Source organism: Candidatus Pantoea rara (assembly GCF_051136265.1).
Classification (GTDB): domain Bacteria; phylum Pseudomonadota; class Gammaproteobacteria; order Enterobacterales; family Enterobacteriaceae; genus Pantoea; species Pantoea rara.
The window spans coordinates 2,200,668-2,216,740 of sequence record NZ_CP194942.1; the positions used below are offsets into that span (position 1 = coordinate 2,200,668).

Consider the following 16,073-nt stretch of genomic DNA (forward strand, 5'->3'; position numbering starts at 1 on the left):
GAAGAGTAATCATTTTACGTGGCGGACTATCGCGTGATAACAATCACCCGCGCGAATCAGATCGCACGGATATTTTTAATACGGGGATTAACTTTCTGCTGAAGTAAATCCTCTTCGGGACCCAGATAATAAGGTACAGCGCATTGCTTACCATCTTTGGTAAAAATAATCTGGTTATCGTGCAGGAATAATGCCGTGAAATGACCCAGCACTACACCATTTAATTCAAAGCAGTGATTTCTTGCTGCATGCAGCCCCTGCTTACTATTCAGAAAATCAATAAATCGCATCACGCTGCGCCTCCGCAAAATCACCTAGCCCCACCAAAACCGCAAAGATAATAGCCTTAACTCTGGCACGAATCACCCGACTGATGCTGTTTTCAGAATAGGCTTAACCGCCATTCAGTTGTGGTACTAAACCGGCGTCTTTATTTTATCCACGTTCTGCCAGGAATATTCCTGGAAAACATGGCAGATATGAAATAACGGCAGCGCATCATATTTATATTGCGCCCTTTAATCGTCCGCTATACCGTTGTTTTTTAACCAGGTGCAGATTTTCAGATGAAAAGCCGGAGCAGGTTATGGAAATTCATGAAGCAGATGAACGCCACATCGCGGCGATTCAGCAGATCTATGCATGGCACGTCCTTAACGGCACCGGCTCTTTTGAGACGGTACCGCCTGAGGCCGCAGAGATGGGTGAGCGGATGCGAAAGATTCAGCAGGCTGGCCTGCCGTGGTTCATCGCCGTCAGCGACGGGAACGTTCGCGGGTTTTGCTATCTGGCCCCCTATCGTCCGCGTTATGCCTACCGGCATACGCTGGAAGACTCTATTTATATCGATCCTGGATTTCAGAAGCGCGGTGCAGGCTCACGTCTGCTGGAGCATGCAATCAGCTGGGCTGAGCAGGCAGGATACCGCCAGCTGATTGCTAACGTCGGTGACAGCGAGAACCAGGGGTCAATTGCCGTGCATCGCGCCGCGGGCTTTGAAATGACCGGCATTCTGCGCTCGGTGGGTTTCAAACACGGCCGCTGGCTGGATACCGTTTTTATGCAGCGCACTCTGGGAACGGGCGATTCAGCGTTACCGATTAAAGACTAAATAGTGTCCTGGCGAGAAAGGCACACGGCCCCACGTTCTCCCGTGGAGAACCTTCTGGTAAAGTGTGTTAACAAAAATTAAAAATTCCGGAAAACTTTATGTTGTCGACAATCATTTATCGCAGCCACATTACAGAGAATGTGCCGCTGAAAACCCTGAATGATCTGGCGTTAAAAGCGAATAAAATCAATAAATCATCCAGCGTTACCGGAATTTTGCTGTTCAATGGCACGCACTTTTTCCAGCTGCTTGAAGGGCCTGAGGCGGCGGTTAAGGCAGTCTACAGCCGCATTTGTCAGGATCCGCGCCACCATAATCTGGTCGAACTGCTGCGCGATTACGCACCGGCGCGTCGTTTTGGTCACGTCGGGATGGAGCTGTTCGATCTGCGGCTGCATGATAAAGAGACGGTGCTGGAAGCAGTGCTGGCGAAGTGCACCACCCGATATCAGTTGACCTATGCCGATCGCGCCCTGCATTTCCTGCGCACTTTTGTCGAAGCGCGGGAAAAAGAGAACTATTTCGAGATCCCTTCCGCCAGGGGCTGGTCGTTTATTCGTGATGAGTCAGAGCAGCGTGAAGGCAATGCGGCGCTGCTGGCAACAGATGAGGTCAGCTTTGCTTTTCAGCCGATCGTTGACCCCTTCGCCTGTGAAATTGTCTCGCTGGAGGCGCTGCTTCGTGGCCCGCAGGGAGAACCACCACTTCAGTACTTTGCCGGACTATCACGCGAGCAGCTCTATCAGGTCGATCTGAATTCGAAAAAGCTCGCTTTTACTCAGGCGAAACATCTGGGGATCGAGGGCATGACACTGTCGATCAATCTGTTGCCCATGACTCTGGTGGAAATCCCCGACGCCGTCCCGTTTTTGCTGAACGAAATTGCTGCGCAGGGGCTGGTGCCGGAGCAGATCATGGTTGAGTTCACCGAGAATGAGATTATCTCGCAACCCGAGGCCTTTGAAGCCGCTATCAGGCAGCTGAAGGCGGCTGGTATCAGTCTGGCGCTGGATGATTTCGGTGCCGGTTTTGCCGGCCTGTCGCTGCTGACCCGCATTCAGCCCGACAAGATCAAGATTGACCGGGCCATTATCTCTGATGTGCATAAAAGCGGGCCAAAGCAGGCAATCATTCATGCCATTCTGAAATGCTGCGCCTCACTGGAGATTGGCGTTATCGCGGAGGGCATTGAACAGCCTGAAGAGTGGATGTGGCTTGAAGCGGCAGGCGTGACCCAGTTTCAGGGTTTCCTGTTCTCCAGACCTGAACTCAATGGCATCGCCGCCGTGGCCTGGCCGGAGCTGGTTTAACACTGCGATTAGGATGAATTTGCGATTCCCTGCCTTGCTGGATTCTCCGGCTGCTGCTAAATAATTAACAGCGCCGGGGGATCATATTTCTGTCATCTTCCCGCGTCACAGTCAGTCATAATAAAATCAGCGATTAAATGTTTAGCAGTCAGATGTTCAGTGTTTAGGCCAGCGCTACGCGCCCTGCGTGCGACGTGACTCCAGGAACAGCATTTGAGGAACTGAATGAAGCAAATCATCCGCGGTGATAAAGAACCCTCCCATATCCTGGCTGCGACCCGTGCGCTCGAAGCGCACTACTCACGCTACGGAGAAGGTAATAAATACCATCCGATTATCTATTCTATCGCCTACCGCAGCCGGTTTTACCAGGTTGAGGTAATTACCCGGCGCGAAACCATGGTGGCCACGGTGATAACCGGGGTTCGTAACCTGACGCATCTCTCCGGCGCCGCCTGACGGCCGCCTGCTCTCCTGCGGGGGCATTCAGCCCCCGCCATCCCCGCTTAACGTCGATAGAGTGAATTGGCCGGATAGATTGCGCCAATCACACTTTGTTCCCGTGCGCCTGTCACCGCAGGCAGATTGCCCGGCAGCCCGGAGAGCGTGCGGAACGCCAGCCAGGCAAACGCCAGTGCTTCCATATCATCGCCACTGATTCCCGCCGCATCGGTAGTGGTCACTTCTGTACCGGGAAGATGCGCCGCCAGACGCGCCATCAGTTGCGGATTGCGACTCCCGCCGCCACACACCAGCAGACGGTCGCAGCCATCATTGAGCAACACCTGCTGTGTGATGGTGATAGCGGTCAGCTCAACCAGCGTGGCCTGCACATCCTGCGGTGCCAGACCCGGGAAGTAGCGCAGATGCTGTTCCAGCCAGCCCAGATTGAAGTGTTCGCGCCCGGTGCTTTTCGGCGGCGGCAATGCAAACCACGGCTCCTGCAACAGCGTCTCCAGCAGAGCCGGAATAACTGTTCCGCTGCGCGCCCACTGCGCATCTTTGTCATAGGGCTGTCCCTGGTTACGCCAGATCCAGGCGTCCAGTAGCATATTCCCGGGACCGGTATCGAAGCCGCGCACCGGCTGACCCGGAATCAACACGGAGAGATTAGCGATGCCGCCAATATTCAGCACCATGCGGCGTTCAGTGGCATCCATCAGCAGCGCCTGGTGAAAGGCGGGCACCAGCGGTGCGCCCTGCCCGCCCAGTGCCATGTCACGGCGGCGGAAATCACCCACCACGGTAACGCCGGTTGCTGCCACAATCTGGTTATTGTCACCAATCTGCAGCGTATTGGGTGCGTCACCCAGTGGCTCATGCCAGACGGTCTGTCCATGACAGCCAATCGCCGTAATATCGCTGGCTTCCAGCGACTCGCGCTTCATTAATGTCACCACGGCCTCAGCAAACAGCTGGCCCAGGCGGGTATCAAGCTGCCCAAGCTGTGACAGCGTCAGAGATTGTCCCTGACAGATTTCCAGCACCGCCTGACGCAGCGCCGGTGGCATTGGATGGGAGTAGCTCGCCTGCTGGGCCACCATATTCTCATCAATGGCGGCCAGCACCACATCCACCCCATCCAGGCTGGTACCTGACATTACCCCGATATAGCGTCCTGATTTCATAGCCATTCCTTACTTCCGGCGGGAAGTGCGATTCATCTGCGGCTAGCCTGACAAATAATGATCGCTAATTCTATGATTAAATTGTTTTTATCCAATTGTGCCTGGCGATAACGTAACGGGACTATTTTTCATCGACGATTGAATTATTGTTGATCCTGCATAGTCTATGCTTGGTCCAACCGTGTTTTATTCGGACAGGGATTAATTTGCCAGGTTTGTGTCTTATACTGTGAGCAGGATACAGCGGTAAACGTGGCGCCTTCTCGACTAAAGGAGTTTCAAATGATTAAGCGTGTAATTGTGGTCGCTCTGGCCGGTGCTATGCTGGCAGGTTGTAGCAATACCAGTACGCTGTCGGGTGATACCTACAGTGCCAGTGAAGCCAAGCAGGTGCAGAGCGTTTCGTACGGTACCTTAGTTTCTGTGCGTCCGGTGAAAATCCAGGGCGGCGATGACAGCAACGTTATCGGTGCAATCGGTGGTGCGGTGCTGGGTGGCTTCCTGGGTAATACCATTGGTGGCGGCACCGGGCGTAGCCTGGCGACAGCCGGTGGTGCGGTTCTGGGTGGCGTAGCAGGCCAGGGCGTACAGGGCGCAGTCAATAAAGCCGATGGCGTTGAGCTGGAAATCCGTAAGGATGATGGCAATACCATCATGGTGGTTCAGAAACAGGCTGCCTCGCGTTACTCCGTTGGCCAGCGTGTTGCGATGGCGTCCAACGGCAGCCAGGTGACGGTTTCACCTCGCTAATGCTGTAAAACAAAAAACCGACGCCCTCGCGTCGGTTTTTTTATTTCTCTTTGTTCTGAAGTTCGAGAATGTTTTTCTCAAGCCGGGCGATCAGCGTCACCATCTGGCTGATCTCTTCCCGACTGATGCCAGACAAAATGTCGTCCCGCGTCTCATCAATCACACTCTCAACCTGTTCGATAATCGGCTCCGCCTGCTGCGTCAGCTTAATGCGCTTAGCACGACGATCGTTGGCGCAGGTCGAACGGGTAATGAGTCCTTTCTCTTCCAGCTGGTCCAGCGTGCGCACCAGCGAGGGCTGTTCAATACCAATCGCCTTGGCTAACTGAATCTGCGACTGTTCGGGCGGCAGTTGATGAATATTGTGCAACGTCACCCAGTGAGTCTGAGTCAGCTCAAGCGGCTTGAGCCGCTGATCAATCAACGCGCGCCAGATGCGCACCAGGCGAGATAAATCCGTTCCGAGGGGCGTATCCATTTCATCTCCTTATAATTAGCTTGCTAGCTATCAAGCCAGATTTTACACTATTCTGCGAGTTTACAGGAAAAATTACAAATCCCGGACCAGGCCACGATAACGTGGCAGCGCTTCAAGTCTGCCGTTTGGGTTAACGAAGGATGTTATCACGTGCTCACTCCTGCTTTTTCAGGTGCGAATCCGCTGACTGACCTGGTCGTGGGCGCCTCACTGTTTTTCCCGCCAATATTCAAAGCGGTGATCCTCGGCTTCTTTTTCTGGCTGTTGATCCACCCGCTGGTGCGCGGCTGGATCTACTCCGGCGATGTCTGGCATCCCACCCTGTTTGATCTCTCCCTGTTTGTGCTGTGCGTTACCGCCGCACTCTGGCTCATCGGTCACGGATAATCGATATGAAATTTAACGCGGTAAAATATTTCTCCACGCTGATTGTGTTTGCCCTCGCGCTGCTGGCCGCTGGCTGGCTGTGGAACTACTACATGCAGTCGCCCTGGACCCGTGACGGGAAAGTGCGGGCAGAGCTGGTCGATATCACGCCTCAGGTATCGGGCCGGATTACGCAACTGAAGGTGAAAGACAATCAGTTTGTACACAAGGGCGAGCAACTGCTCACGCTGGACCCGGTGCCGTGGCAGATCGCCCTCGACAACGCCGCCGCCCAGCTTAGCAAAGCGCAGGCGGACATGGCGAAAGCGCAGCATGAATTTAACCGACGCAGCAGCCTGCCACGCAACATTATCTCCGCCGAGGATCTTGATGCGGCACGCTTAAGCTCTGGTGCCGCCGCCGCCAGTACCAAAGCCGCGCAGGCTGAATGGGAACGGGCGCGCTGGAATCTGCAGCAGACCACGCTGACCGCTCCGGCGGATGGCTGGATCACTAATCTGACGCTGCGGCCCGGCAACTATGCCACCGCGGGTTCTCCCCTGTTTGCGCTGGTCGACAGCCACTCTTATTACGTGATGGGCTATTTCGAAGAGACTAAGCTGCGCCATATTCGTCCTGGCGCGGCGGCACAGGTGGTGCTCTACAGTAATGGTATGCAGCTGCAGGGCCAGGTGGACAGTATTGGCCGCGCTATCTATGACCAGAGCATTGAGCTCGACAGCGGCCTGGTGCCCGATATTAAGCCAAACGTGCCCTGGGTGCGGCTGGCGCAGCGAGTGCCGGTGCGCATTCGTCTCAACGCGCTTCCTGCCGATGCCGATTTAGTGGTCGGTACCAGCTGCACCATCACCATCCAGCCATGAATCTTCAGTGGCTGGCCTGGGATCAACTGCCCTGGATTAAGGCGAACGCCGGTCAGTGGCGCTATGCGTTGCGTAATGCTATTGCGATGTGTCTGGCGCTGAGCATCGCCTATGGGCTGGATCTCGATGAGCCTTACTGGGCGATGACCTCTGCCGCCGTGATCAGTTTTCCCACTGTCGGCGGCGCGATCAGTAAAAGTCTTGGCCGTATTGTCGGCAGCTTGCTGGGAGCAAGCGCCGCGCTGCTGATTGCCGGACATACCCTGAATGAACCATGGTTGTTTACCTTTGCGATTGCGGGGTGGCTGGCGCTCTGCACCGGCATTTCAAACCACTACCAGAATAATGTCGCTTACGCGTTTTCACTGGCGGGTTACACCGCCGCCATCATCGCCTTCAGCAGCGTGAATATCACCGATATCACTACGCTGTGGACTATTGCGCAGGCACGCGTCTGTGAAGTGATTTCCGGCATTCTCTGCGCCGGATTGATGATGATGGTGCTGCCGAGCACTTCCGATGGCGAAGCGCTGATTACCTCACTGAAGCAAATGCACGCCCGGTTGCTGGAGCATGCGGTGTTACTGTTGCAGCCCTCGGCAAGCGATACCATTCGTGTCGCGCATGAAAACGTCATCAGCCAGATCCTGACCATGAATCTGCTGCGGATTCAGGCGTTCTGGAGCCACTATCGCTTTCGCCGACAGAATAACGTCCTGAACTATGTGCTGCACCAGCAGCTGCGACTCACCAGCGTACTTTCCAGCCTGCGCCGTATGTTACTGAACTGGCCGGACGCGCCTGATGCGCTGTTTGAGGCATTGCAACGCCTGCTGGCTGAGCTGGCAAAACCCGCGTGCGATAAATATCGTCTGGCGCAAATTCTGCGCAGCGTGACGCCTGCGACGGATGGCGACTACCGGCAACGTGCCTTTTGTCAGCGGCTGCGCTACTTCTGCTGGATGTACCTCAACGTGCTACGCTGGATTCGACTGATCGATCGCGCCGATGCCGATACCCGCTTTCAGCCGCCGCCGGTTCCGGCACTGGCGCGCGACAGTGACAGTGCCGAAGCGGGCTGGAGCGCCCTGCGGACCTTCTGTGTGATCGTGCTGGGCTGCGCATTCTGGATCAATACGCAATGGTCTTCCGGGGCTTCCGCGCTCACCCTGACCGCCATTGCCTGCGTGCTTTATGCTTCCGTGCCCTCACCCGGCGGCAGCGTTACGCTGCTGCTGAAAACTCTGCTATGGCTGTTTGCGTTTAGCTTTGTGATGAAGTTTGGCCTGATGGTGCAGATCAGTCAGCTATGGCAGTTTTTACTGTTTTTATTTCCGCTGCTGGTGACCCTGCAACTCTTCAAGCTGCAGCAGAAACAGCGGGCTGGGATGTGGGGACAGTTCATCGTCTTTATGGGCTCGTTTATTGCGGTGACGAATCCGCCCACCTGGGATTATCAGGACTTTTTTAACGATAACATCGCCAAAGTCTGCGGCGTGTTGCTCGCCTGGCTGGCGTTCCAGATTCTGCGGCCCAGTTCTGATGCGCGACGCAGCCGACGGCATATCCGGGCGTTGCGGCTGGCATTTCTTGATCAACTGCGGCAACGGCCCCGTCTCAGCGAGAGTCGTTTCGAATCGCAGATTTACCACCGTATCAGCCAGCTCAGTCACAGCCGTGATGAGCAGGCGCGCGTCTGGCTACTGCGCTGGGGTGTGGTGCTGCTTAATTGCTCGCATATTGTCTGGCAGTTGCGTGAATGGCGCGCCGGTTCGGCAGCACTGATGACGTTCCGTGATAACAGCCTGCAAAATTTACAGCAGATTATCAGCAGCCGCGGCGTGCGCCACAGCTCGCTGGATCGGATGCTGACGGAACTGGAAGAGACCATTGCCACATTACTGGCGCTGGAAAACAACGAGGCCAGCGAACTGGCGGGAATTATCTGGCGATTACGCTGTTCGCTGGCACAGCTGAAGCAGGCGGTACCGGCGTGATTACTGGCAATATTGCTGCTGCTGCCGGTTAAAATCCTCCTGCAACTGTTGTAGCGTTTTATGGCCTTCGAAGCGGGTTTTATCCATTTCAGTCATAGGTTCGATCACCAGCGCTTTCTCATCGGGTGAGAAGATGAACCGGCGTGTGAGGTCGGTGCCGGTAAAACTTTGACCGTGGATGCCGCCGCACACCATGGTCATAGTGCGCCGATTGATGGTGGTATCAGTGAAATTGGTTTCGGTGGCGCTGCGAAAGACCTGATCACAGCCCTGTGCTTCCAGCTTGCGCACCATGTTGCGGCTCAGCCATTCCCGGCCTTTGGCGATCTTTTCGCAGGTGACACGCATCGGGCTGGTGTCAATGGTGCGCTGAAGTTCCCGTCCGGTTTCAGTAACCAGTTGCGTCTCATTGGGTTTATCGCATCCCACCAGCAGCAGACACAGCAGTAATGCGCCCTTAAATTTCATTTTCCTGCTCCTTTCCCCATCACGCTTTCTTACCTGAATCAATATCATAGGGGGGAAATGTCAGGGATGGTACAACAATTCATAAACAGTCAGGAGAAAAGCGGGCGGCCATTGCCTGCCGCCCAAAAATTCAGATTACACCGCAGGCATAGCGCGCCCCGCCGCCGCCCAGCGGTTTAGGATGGTCGGCATGATTATCCCCACCGACATGCACCATCAGCGCTTTGCCTTTAATCTCTTTTAACGATTTCAGACGCGGTGCCAGCACCGGATAGGTCGCGTTGCCTTTGTCATCGACATAGACCGCAGGCAGGTCGCCCAGGTGTCCCTCTGCATAAGGCCCCAGATGTTTACCGCTGCTGGCCGGATCAAGGTGCCCACCAGCTGCACCAGCGGCGACCCTTTTTCCATCAGACTCGCCCGGCTCACAGCTGCCTTTGGCATGAACATGGAAACCATGAATGCCCGGCTGAAGCCCCTGCAGATCCGGTGTGAACTGCAGACCATACTGTGTCTCGTCAATCGTTACGGTGCCCAGCGATTTTCCAATCCCTTCAGCGGTAACCTGATGGATCGTAACCTGCTCGCTGGCAGCCTGTGCTGCACCGCAGGCGATCAGAGCGGATAGCGCAACTGCTTTCATTTTCATGGTGACTCCATTTGCATCCCAGGGGTTGAGATAAGTCTGGTCGCTGTTGCGCTATTTTGCTGAAAATTGACGCAGTTTTACGCTTCAGGGCACATCAAATCCCAGGGCGGCCTTGCGAATCCGGAACCACTGCTGGCAAGTCAGGATTACGTTCAGTGACCCGGCAGCCTCGCTGACCCGCGCTGCTCTACCTGAACCAATGATCGGCAGTGGGCGCGATGGCAGCATCAGTATCCAGGCATAGACCACCTGCTCCAGGCTGGTGGCACCGGTTTCCTGCCGCACGGCTTCCAGTTCGTTACGCAGCGGCTGGAAATGGGGATCGTTAAACAGGCGACCACCACCCAGACAGGACCAGGCCATCGGACGAATGCGCAGCTGCTGACACTGATCCAGCGATCCATCAAGCAGCACGCTTTGCTGAACCGGTGAGATCTCAAGCTGATTCGTCACCAGCGAGAACGGCAGACGGGATTGCAGCAGGGAAAACTGTGATGGTGTGAAGTTGGAGACGCCAAAATGCAGAACCTTGCCGCTGTGATGCAGCGCCATAAAGGCTTCAGCGACCTCATCAGCCGCCATCAGCGGATCGGGCCGATGGATGAGCAGCAAATCGAGCCGATCGGTGTGGAAATGGCGTAATGAGTTTTCAGCACTCTGCAGGATATGACGTTTATCAGTAATGTAATGACCAATCTGGTGCTCAGGCCGGGCGCGGGTGGCAATGCCGCACTTGGTCACAATCTGTAGCTGGTCGCGCAGTCCGGGTGCCAGTTTCAGTGCCTCGCCAAAGGCCGCCTCACACTGGTAATCACCGTAGATGTCCGCATGATCAACAGTTGTAATACCCAGCTCCAGATGGTGCTCAATAAACGCGACCCGCTCCTGAGGCGACATACCCCACTCCATCAGACGCCAATACCCCATAATCAGCGGTGAAAAATCGGGCCCCTGTGAGGCGATGGCTTGCGGTTCTAACATGACGTTCTCCCTGTTGCGCGTGGGCTGTAATTAATGTGTCAGAGAGTATAACGGAAAGCGCAACGTCGTCAGAATAACTCCGGCTGTTGCGGTTCGGGCGGTTCGTCGCCTTTCTGCTGCCGCTGCAGACGCTGACGACGCTGCTGACAGAGTCGGATGACCTCACGCTTCTGGGCATCGCTGAAGCGAAGCCAGTTGAACCGCTCATCGCGGCTGCGTAAACATCCCAGGCAGTAGCCGCGCGCATCCGTCTGGCAGATGCCGCGACAGGGACTGGGAACCGGGAAAAACTCAAGCTGCTCGGCCACCACGACTCCGGATTCACAGAATAAATAGTTAACTAAAAAGCGTAGCCTGTTTACACAGGAAGTACGCCCTGGCCGGTCACAATTATCCCTTTCTTTCATGGACAGGTGAACACTCTGTGCCAAACGCCTGGTGCAAGGTTGCATTAGACCGACTGGTCTACTAACCTCGTTGCTATGAATAAGACGCTACAACGCAATGAAACCCGCGAACACCTGCTCCAGACAGGTGAGCAACTCTGTCTGCAGCGCGGCTTTACCGGAATGGGCCTCAGCGAACTGCTGACGCAGGCGGCGGTGCCGAAAGGCTCCTTCTACTACTATTTCCGCTCTAAAGAGGCGTTTGGCGTGGCGTTACTGGAACGCTACTTTGCGCGTTTCCTGCAGGATGTAGCGTTACAGCTTAATCAGACCAGCGGCACGCCGCGTGAGCGCCTGCTTAATCACTTTCGTGCTGCCGTTGAGCTGTTTGTGGAGCAGGGCCATATTGTTGGCTGTCTGGGCGTCAAAGTCTCCGCTGAAGTGTGCGATCTCTCTGAGCCAATGCGTGACGCATTGCAGCAGGGCGCGGCGAAGATCACTGCGCTCTACGCCCGGACACTCATCGCTGCAGAGCAGCAGGAGACGCTGAACCTGCCCCAGCCTCCCGCGCAAATGGCAGAATTACTGTCGCTGTTGTGGCTCGGCGCCAGTCTGCAGAGCAAAATTTCCCGCGAGGCGCAGCCACTGCGTCTGGCACTCAGTACCATCGAACAGTGGCTTAAAATTCACTGATTTTTAAAAAACATGCTTGTAGACGACTGGTCTACTAATCAGGAGCTATTATGGCGAGTACCCAGCTGTTTCGTCCGCTGAAAGTCGGCGCAATTACCGTCCCAAACCGCGTATTCATGGCACCGCTGACCCGTCTGCGCAGCATTGAGCCAGGCGACATCCCTACCCCGATGATGGCGGAATATTACCGCCAGCGTGCCAGCGCAGGGCTGATTATCACCGAAGCGACCCAGATCTCTTTCCAGGCGAAGGGCTATGCCGGTGCGCCGGGCTTACATACACAGCCACAGATTGCGGCATGGAAAGCGATTAACGAAGGTGTGCATCAGGCTGGCGGTCACACCGCAGTACAGTTATGGCATACCGGTCGTATCTCTCACAACAGCGTGCAGCCGGAAGGCAAAGCCCCCGTCGCTCCATCGGCGATTGCCGCAGGCACCCGTACTTCACTGCGTGCTGAAGATGGCAGCGTTTATCGCGAAGATACTTCGACGCCACGTGAACTGACTGTGCCCGAGATTCAGCAGATCGTGGCAGATTTTGGTCAGGCTGCGGCTAACGCGCGTGAAGCCGACTTTGACCTGCTTGAGCTGCACTCCGCGCACGGCTACCTGATTCATCAGTTCCTGGCGCCAGATTCAAACCAGCGTACCGATGAATATGGCGGCAGCATCGAAAAACGCGGTCGCTTTGCGCTGGAAGTGGTTGATGCGGTCATCGCTAACTGGTCAGCCGATCGTATTGGTATTCGCGTCTCGCCAATCGGCAGCTTCCAGAATCTGGACAACGGCCCGGATGAAGAAGAAGCGGCGCTGTGGTACATCGCAGAGCTGGCGAAACGCAACATTGCCTATTTGCACCTTTCAGAGCCAGACTGGGCCGGTGGTCAGCCTTACACCGACGCCTTCCGTCAGAAAGTGCGTGATCTCTTCCCGGGTGCCATCATTGGTGCCGGTGCCTACACAGTTGAGAAAGCGGACGATCTGATCGGTCGCGGTCTGATCGATGCGGTTGCGTTTGGTCGTGATTACATCGCTAACCCGGATCTGGTTGAGCGCCTGCAGCAGGATGCCCCACTCAATCCACAGCGTCCGGAAAGCTTCTACGGCGGCGGCGCTGAAGGTTATATCGACTACCCGACGCTGTAACCGTTTTGGGCTGCCGTACGGGACGATGGCGGCAGCCATTATTCAACGGCGATTTTCATCGCTATACTTATCGCCTGGGTCATCCGGCGATGGCGTTTTATTTTAAAGAGGATGTTATGCGTTTACTTCATACCATGCTGCGCGTTGGCGATCTGCAACGTTCTATCGACTTCTATACCCGTGTGCTGGGCATGCGCGTGCTGCGTCAGAGCGAAAACACCGAATATAAATATACCCTGGCCTTTGTGGGCTACACCGACGAGAGCGAAGGTGCAGTGATCGAGCTGACCTACAACTGGGGCGTCGATAAGTATGACCTCGGTAATGCTTATGGTCATATTGCGCTGGGCGTTGATGACGCAGCAGCGGCCTGCGAACGTATCCGCAAAGATGGCGGCAACGTGACGCGTGAAGCCGGCCCGGTTAAAGGCGGCTCCACCATTATTGCCTTTGTTGAAGATCCCGATGGCTACAAAATCGAGCTGATCGAAAATAAAGATGCCGGCAACGGCCTGGGCAACTAAACCTGCTCCTCAGCCTGCCCGTCCGGGTGGGCTGAATCCCCTTCTCTTCGCTTCATCTGCTGCACCCGGCCCCGTTTTTTGCCATAATACGCGCTGCCCTTTTTCTGCAACGAGATCCTGATGTCTGAATCGAATTCCCCCAATGCACTCAATCAACGTTTCCGTGGCTTCTATCCGGTGGTGATCGACGTCGAAACCGCCGGTTTCAACGCGCAAACCGATGCGTTACTGGAGATTGCCGCTATCACGCTGAAAATGGATGAAGAGGGATGGATTCAGATTGACCAGACGCTGCACTTCAACGTTGAACCTTTTGTTGGATCGCTGCTGCATCCGGAAGCGCTGGCTTTTACCGGTATCGACCCGAGTAATCCGCTGCGCGGTGCAGTGAGTGAATATGAAGCGCTGCACGCCATTTTCAAAATGGTGCGTAAAGGCATTAAAGACAGCGGCTGCAATCGCGCCATTATGGTGGCGCATAATGCCACCTTCGACCTGAACTTTATGTCAGCGGCAGCAGAACGTGCCAGCCTGAAGCGTAATCCGTTTCACCCGTTTGCCACTTTTGATACCGCGGCTCTGAGCGGACTGGTGCTGGGTCAGACGGTGCTGGCGAAAGCCTGTATTGCGGCAGGAATGGAGTTTGACAGTACGCAGGCGCATTCGGCGCTCTATGACACGCAGCAGACGGCGACGCTGTTCTGCGAGCTGGTGAACCGCTGGAAACGGTTAGGTGGCTGGCCACTGCCCTTTGCGGAAGGTGATACAGAAGCCACGACATCCGCATAAGGGATGCCGCAATGAGAAAGGCCGACGTGATGTCGGCCTTTTTTTATTCTGCTTCTTTAAACTTCTCTGCAGTCTCTTTAATCAGCGTCTGCAGTTCACCACGTTGTAACATCTCAACGATGATGTCGCATCCACCGACCAGCTCGCCATCGACCCACAGCTGCGGGAAGGTTGGCCAGTTAGCGAATTTCGGCATCTCGGCACGAATATCCGGGTTCTGCAGAATATCCACGTAAGCAAAACGCTCACCACAGGCTGACAGCGCCTGGACCGCCTGAGCAGAGAAACCACAGCTAGGCAGTTTCGGGGAACCTTTCATGTACAGCAGGATCGGGTTTTCTGCGATCTGGCGCTGAATTTTTTCTACAGTACTCATTATTGCCTTCCTTAATTCGTCACTTCGTGTTTGTTTATTGTAGCGACTTCGCAGCCTGACTGAAAACGAGATTTTGACCGCTGCCCGATTAAATCGCCATCATTGTTAAGTCCTGCTTCGGGACGCTTTAATTCATGATTATTAACAGCTGGTAACAGTTTAATAATTCGTAATAATTTCGTTGATATAAGACGCTGAAAATGTTCATTTTCAGCGCGATTACGTGGGTTGCAAAGATTAATATTAAAAGGCATTACAGTTTTTAAACGAACTGGACTAGAATGGCCTGGGCGCTGATCCTGGATCAGATTAATCTCAACTTTGTCGCGGTGCGTAGTGGCCCTGACAACTTAACTAATCAACGGACTATGCGTTTAATCATTACGCTTTTCATGCTGGCCTTTGCGCAACTGTTTTTCAACGTCGCTGCTGCTTCACCGCACGCGCCGGTGAACGTCAGTACGCATAAAGCAGAAAAAAAGAGTGCGCGCGACGATGAGCGCCGCAAGCGTCGCCAGGTGAAAACGGTGACGAAAAAGACTCGCCTCAGCCCTGTTCAAAAACTCAAAACTAAAAAACAGAAAAAAGTTGAACTCACCGCTAAACAGACGCCTGCTAAGAAGACCTCGCTCAAAACTGCCCGTATCAGCAAAACCAAAGAAAAAAATAAAGAGAAGAAACGCTATGGTCATGAGCGTCTGCTGAAAACGGCTGAGGTCACCGCCAGCGAGCCTGGTACAATTAAGATGAGCAAATCTCACCGTCAGCGCTACCAGAAGGCGCGCGAAACGGCGATGACCAAGCTGATGGGTCAGTTGGGTAAACCGTATCAGTGGGGTGGCACGTCACCGCATACCGGTTTCGATTGCAGTGGTCTGGTCTGGTACGCCTATAAAGATCTGGTCAAGTTTAAGATCCCCCGTACCGCTAACGAGATGTATCACCTGCGTGACGCTGCGCCAATCAAGCGTGAGTCGCTGGAGAAAGGTGATCTGGTCTTCTTCCGTATTAATGGGCGCGGTACTGCGGATCATGTTGGCGTTTACCTGGGCGATGGCAAATTTATCCAGTCGCCACGTACCGGCAAAGATATTCAGATCAGCGCATTAGGTGAAGATTACTGGCAGCGCCACTACATCGGCGCTCGTCGGGTGATGACGCCAAAAACCATACGCTGAGCAGCATTACAGGCAGAAAAAAGCCGGGATATTCCCGGCTTTTTTATTAGTGCAGAATGGCGGTAAAACTAAAGGCCACAATCATCAGCAGACAGCCCACGGTGGTCATTAACGCCAGTTTAAGATCGGTACTCATTGCTTGCTCCTTAGTCACACAATGTGTAGGGATATGGCATTTTCCCACACAGCCCGGTAAAAATCTCGTTTTATCCGTCCAGCCTTGTTAGAATCCCGCCTTTGTTGCGCAACGCGCGCAACTCTGATTCCGTTTGCGCATCTTTTACAGCGTTTATTCATCGCCCCAGGCCAGTTTACGAGCCGGAAAGCTGCATTTTTGCGTAAAAAACCCCTGAGCAG

21 protein-coding genes are annotated in these 16,073 nt (G+C 54.7%); 12 read left to right on the plus strand and 9 right to left on the minus strand.

The window, feature by feature from the left end; genetic code table 11:
- Positions 1 to 56 precede the first annotated feature (56 nt).
- Entirely contained in the window at positions 57 to 290 is a 234-nt protein-coding gene (locus ACR8BF_RS10345) for a hypothetical protein (protein ID WP_179897064.1), read from the minus strand.
- A gap of 296 nt (positions 291 to 586) precedes the next feature.
- Between ACR8BF_RS10345 and ACR8BF_RS10350 the strand changes: the two genes are divergently transcribed.
- From ACR8BF_RS10350 to ACR8BF_RS10360, 3 genes are all read left to right on the plus strand, one after another.
- Positions 587 to 1,111: a GNAT family N-acetyltransferase gene (locus tag ACR8BF_RS10350; RefSeq protein ID WP_434744908.1), complete on the plus strand. Its 525-nt coding sequence runs from the start codon at positions 587 to 589 to the stop codon at positions 1,109 to 1,111.
- A gap of 98 nt (positions 1,112 to 1,209) precedes the next feature.
- Entirely contained in the window at positions 1,210 to 2,421 is a 1,212-nt protein-coding gene (locus ACR8BF_RS10355; RefSeq protein ID WP_292992732.1) for a diguanylate phosphodiesterase, read from the plus strand.
- A gap of 225 nt (positions 2,422 to 2,646) precedes the next feature.
- Complete coding sequence (locus tag ACR8BF_RS10360) at positions 2,647 to 2,880, plus strand: DUF4060 family protein (protein WP_003850264.1); 234 nt, start codon at positions 2,647 to 2,649, stop codon at positions 2,878 to 2,880.
- 47 nt (positions 2,881 to 2,927) lie between these two features.
- Here ACR8BF_RS10360 and anmK read toward each other — a convergent pair whose 3' ends face one another.
- Positions 2,928 to 4,049, minus strand: a complete 1,122-nt coding sequence (gene anmK, locus ACR8BF_RS10365; protein ID WP_434745932.1) for an anhydro-N-acetylmuramic acid kinase — start codon at positions 4,047 to 4,049, stop codon at positions 2,928 to 2,930.
- A 282-nt stretch (positions 4,050 to 4,331) separates the two neighbouring features.
- Here anmK and slyB point away from each other — a divergent pair, with 282 nt between their 5' ends.
- The gene (gene slyB, locus ACR8BF_RS10370) at positions 4,332 to 4,799 is read left to right on the plus strand and encodes an outer membrane lipoprotein SlyB (protein WP_179895869.1); all 468 of its coding nucleotides are present in this window, start codon (positions 4,332 to 4,334) and stop codon (positions 4,797 to 4,799) included.
- Between the two features lie 40 nt (positions 4,800 to 4,839).
- Here slyB and slyA read toward each other — a convergent pair whose 3' ends face one another.
- Positions 4,840 to 5,277: a transcriptional regulator SlyA gene (gene slyA, locus ACR8BF_RS10375; protein WP_136198598.1), complete on the minus strand. Its 438-nt coding sequence runs from the start codon at positions 5,275 to 5,277 to the stop codon at positions 4,840 to 4,842.
- 150 nt (positions 5,278 to 5,427) lie between these two features.
- Here slyA and ACR8BF_RS10380 point away from each other — a divergent pair, with 150 nt between their 5' ends.
- From ACR8BF_RS10380 to ACR8BF_RS10390, 3 genes are read left to right on the plus strand one after another with little or no spacing between them, the layout of a single operon-like run.
- Positions 5,428 to 5,664 (plus strand): DUF1656 domain-containing protein, encoded by a 237-nt coding sequence (locus ACR8BF_RS10380; RefSeq protein WP_010245554.1) that lies wholly within the window; start codon positions 5,428 to 5,430, stop codon positions 5,662 to 5,664.
- A gap of 5 nt (positions 5,665 to 5,669) precedes the next feature.
- On the plus strand, positions 5,670 to 6,527 hold the full coding sequence (locus ACR8BF_RS10385; RefSeq protein WP_179895870.1) for an efflux RND transporter periplasmic adaptor subunit: 858 nt from the start codon (positions 5,670 to 5,672) through the stop codon (positions 6,525 to 6,527).
- Positions 6,524 to 8,524, plus strand: a complete 2,001-nt coding sequence (locus ACR8BF_RS10390; protein ID WP_434744909.1) for an FUSC family protein — start codon at positions 6,524 to 6,526, stop codon at positions 8,522 to 8,524. The genes ACR8BF_RS10385 and ACR8BF_RS10390 overlap by 4 nt, the downstream gene beginning before the upstream one ends.
- Here the strand turns inward: ACR8BF_RS10390 and ACR8BF_RS10395 are convergent, their stop codons facing one another.
- The 4 genes from ACR8BF_RS10395 to ACR8BF_RS10410 all read right to left on the minus strand — a co-directional run bounded on the left by ACR8BF_RS10395 (position 8,525) and on the right by ACR8BF_RS10410 (position 10,930).
- Positions 8,525 to 8,992: a hypothetical protein gene (locus ACR8BF_RS10395; protein ID WP_179895872.1), complete on the minus strand. Its 468-nt coding sequence runs from the start codon at positions 8,990 to 8,992 to the stop codon at positions 8,525 to 8,527.
- A 130-nt stretch (positions 8,993 to 9,122) separates the two neighbouring features.
- Positions 9,123 to 9,641: a superoxide dismutase family protein gene (sodC, locus tag ACR8BF_RS10400; RefSeq protein WP_179895873.1), complete on the minus strand. Its 519-nt coding sequence runs from the start codon at positions 9,639 to 9,641 to the stop codon at positions 9,123 to 9,125.
- An 84-nt stretch (positions 9,642 to 9,725) separates the two neighbouring features.
- Positions 9,726 to 10,622 (minus strand): aldo/keto reductase, encoded by an 897-nt coding sequence (locus ACR8BF_RS10405; RefSeq protein WP_434744910.1) that lies wholly within the window; start codon positions 10,620 to 10,622, stop codon positions 9,726 to 9,728.
- Positions 10,623 to 10,690: 68 nt separating this feature from the next.
- Positions 10,691 to 10,930: a DUF1289 domain-containing protein gene (locus ACR8BF_RS10410; protein ID WP_003850275.1), complete on the minus strand. Its 240-nt coding sequence runs from the start codon at positions 10,928 to 10,930 to the stop codon at positions 10,691 to 10,693.
- A 174-nt stretch (positions 10,931 to 11,104) separates the two neighbouring features.
- On the opposite strand from ACR8BF_RS10410, the gene ACR8BF_RS10415 reads away from it, so the two are divergent.
- From ACR8BF_RS10415 to rnt, 4 genes are all read left to right on the plus strand, one after another.
- Positions 11,105 to 11,701, plus strand: coding sequence for a TetR/AcrR family transcriptional regulator (locus tag ACR8BF_RS10415; RefSeq protein WP_179895876.1), 597 nt, complete (start codon positions 11,105 to 11,107; stop codon positions 11,699 to 11,701).
- Between the two features lie 50 nt (positions 11,702 to 11,751).
- A complete protein-coding gene (locus tag ACR8BF_RS10420; protein ID WP_292992753.1) occupies positions 11,752 to 12,849 on the plus strand; it encodes an alkene reductase in 1,098 nt (365 codons plus the stop codon).
- Between the two features lie 116 nt (positions 12,850 to 12,965).
- Positions 12,966 to 13,373, plus strand: a complete 408-nt coding sequence (gene gloA, locus ACR8BF_RS10425) for a lactoylglutathione lyase (protein ID WP_008926200.1) — start codon at positions 12,966 to 12,968, stop codon at positions 13,371 to 13,373.
- 120 nt (positions 13,374 to 13,493) lie between these two features.
- Positions 13,494 to 14,162 carry a ribonuclease T gene (gene rnt / locus ACR8BF_RS10430; protein WP_179895878.1) on the plus strand — a complete coding sequence of 223 codons (669 nt, stop codon included), beginning with the start codon at positions 13,494 to 13,496 and terminating at the stop codon, positions 14,160 to 14,162.
- Between the two features lie 43 nt (positions 14,163 to 14,205).
- On the opposite strand, the gene ACR8BF_RS10435 is transcribed toward rnt, so the two are convergent.
- A complete protein-coding gene (locus ACR8BF_RS10435) occupies positions 14,206 to 14,541 on the minus strand; it encodes a Grx4 family monothiol glutaredoxin (protein WP_170933470.1) in 336 nt (111 codons plus the stop codon).
- A 365-nt stretch (positions 14,542 to 14,906) separates the two neighbouring features.
- Between ACR8BF_RS10435 and ACR8BF_RS10440 the strand changes: the two genes are divergently transcribed.
- Positions 14,907 to 15,716 carry a C40 family peptidase gene (locus ACR8BF_RS10440; protein ID WP_179897067.1) on the plus strand — a complete coding sequence of 270 codons (810 nt, stop codon included), beginning with the start codon at positions 14,907 to 14,909 and terminating at the stop codon, positions 15,714 to 15,716.
- 46 nt (positions 15,717 to 15,762) lie between these two features.
- Here ACR8BF_RS10440 and ACR8BF_RS10445 read toward each other — a convergent pair whose 3' ends face one another.
- Positions 15,763 to 15,852 carry a YnhF family membrane protein gene (locus tag ACR8BF_RS10445; RefSeq protein ID WP_095707274.1) on the minus strand — a complete coding sequence of 30 codons (90 nt, stop codon included), beginning with the start codon at positions 15,850 to 15,852 and terminating at the stop codon, positions 15,763 to 15,765.
- Positions 15,853 to 16,073: the final 221 nt, after the last annotated feature.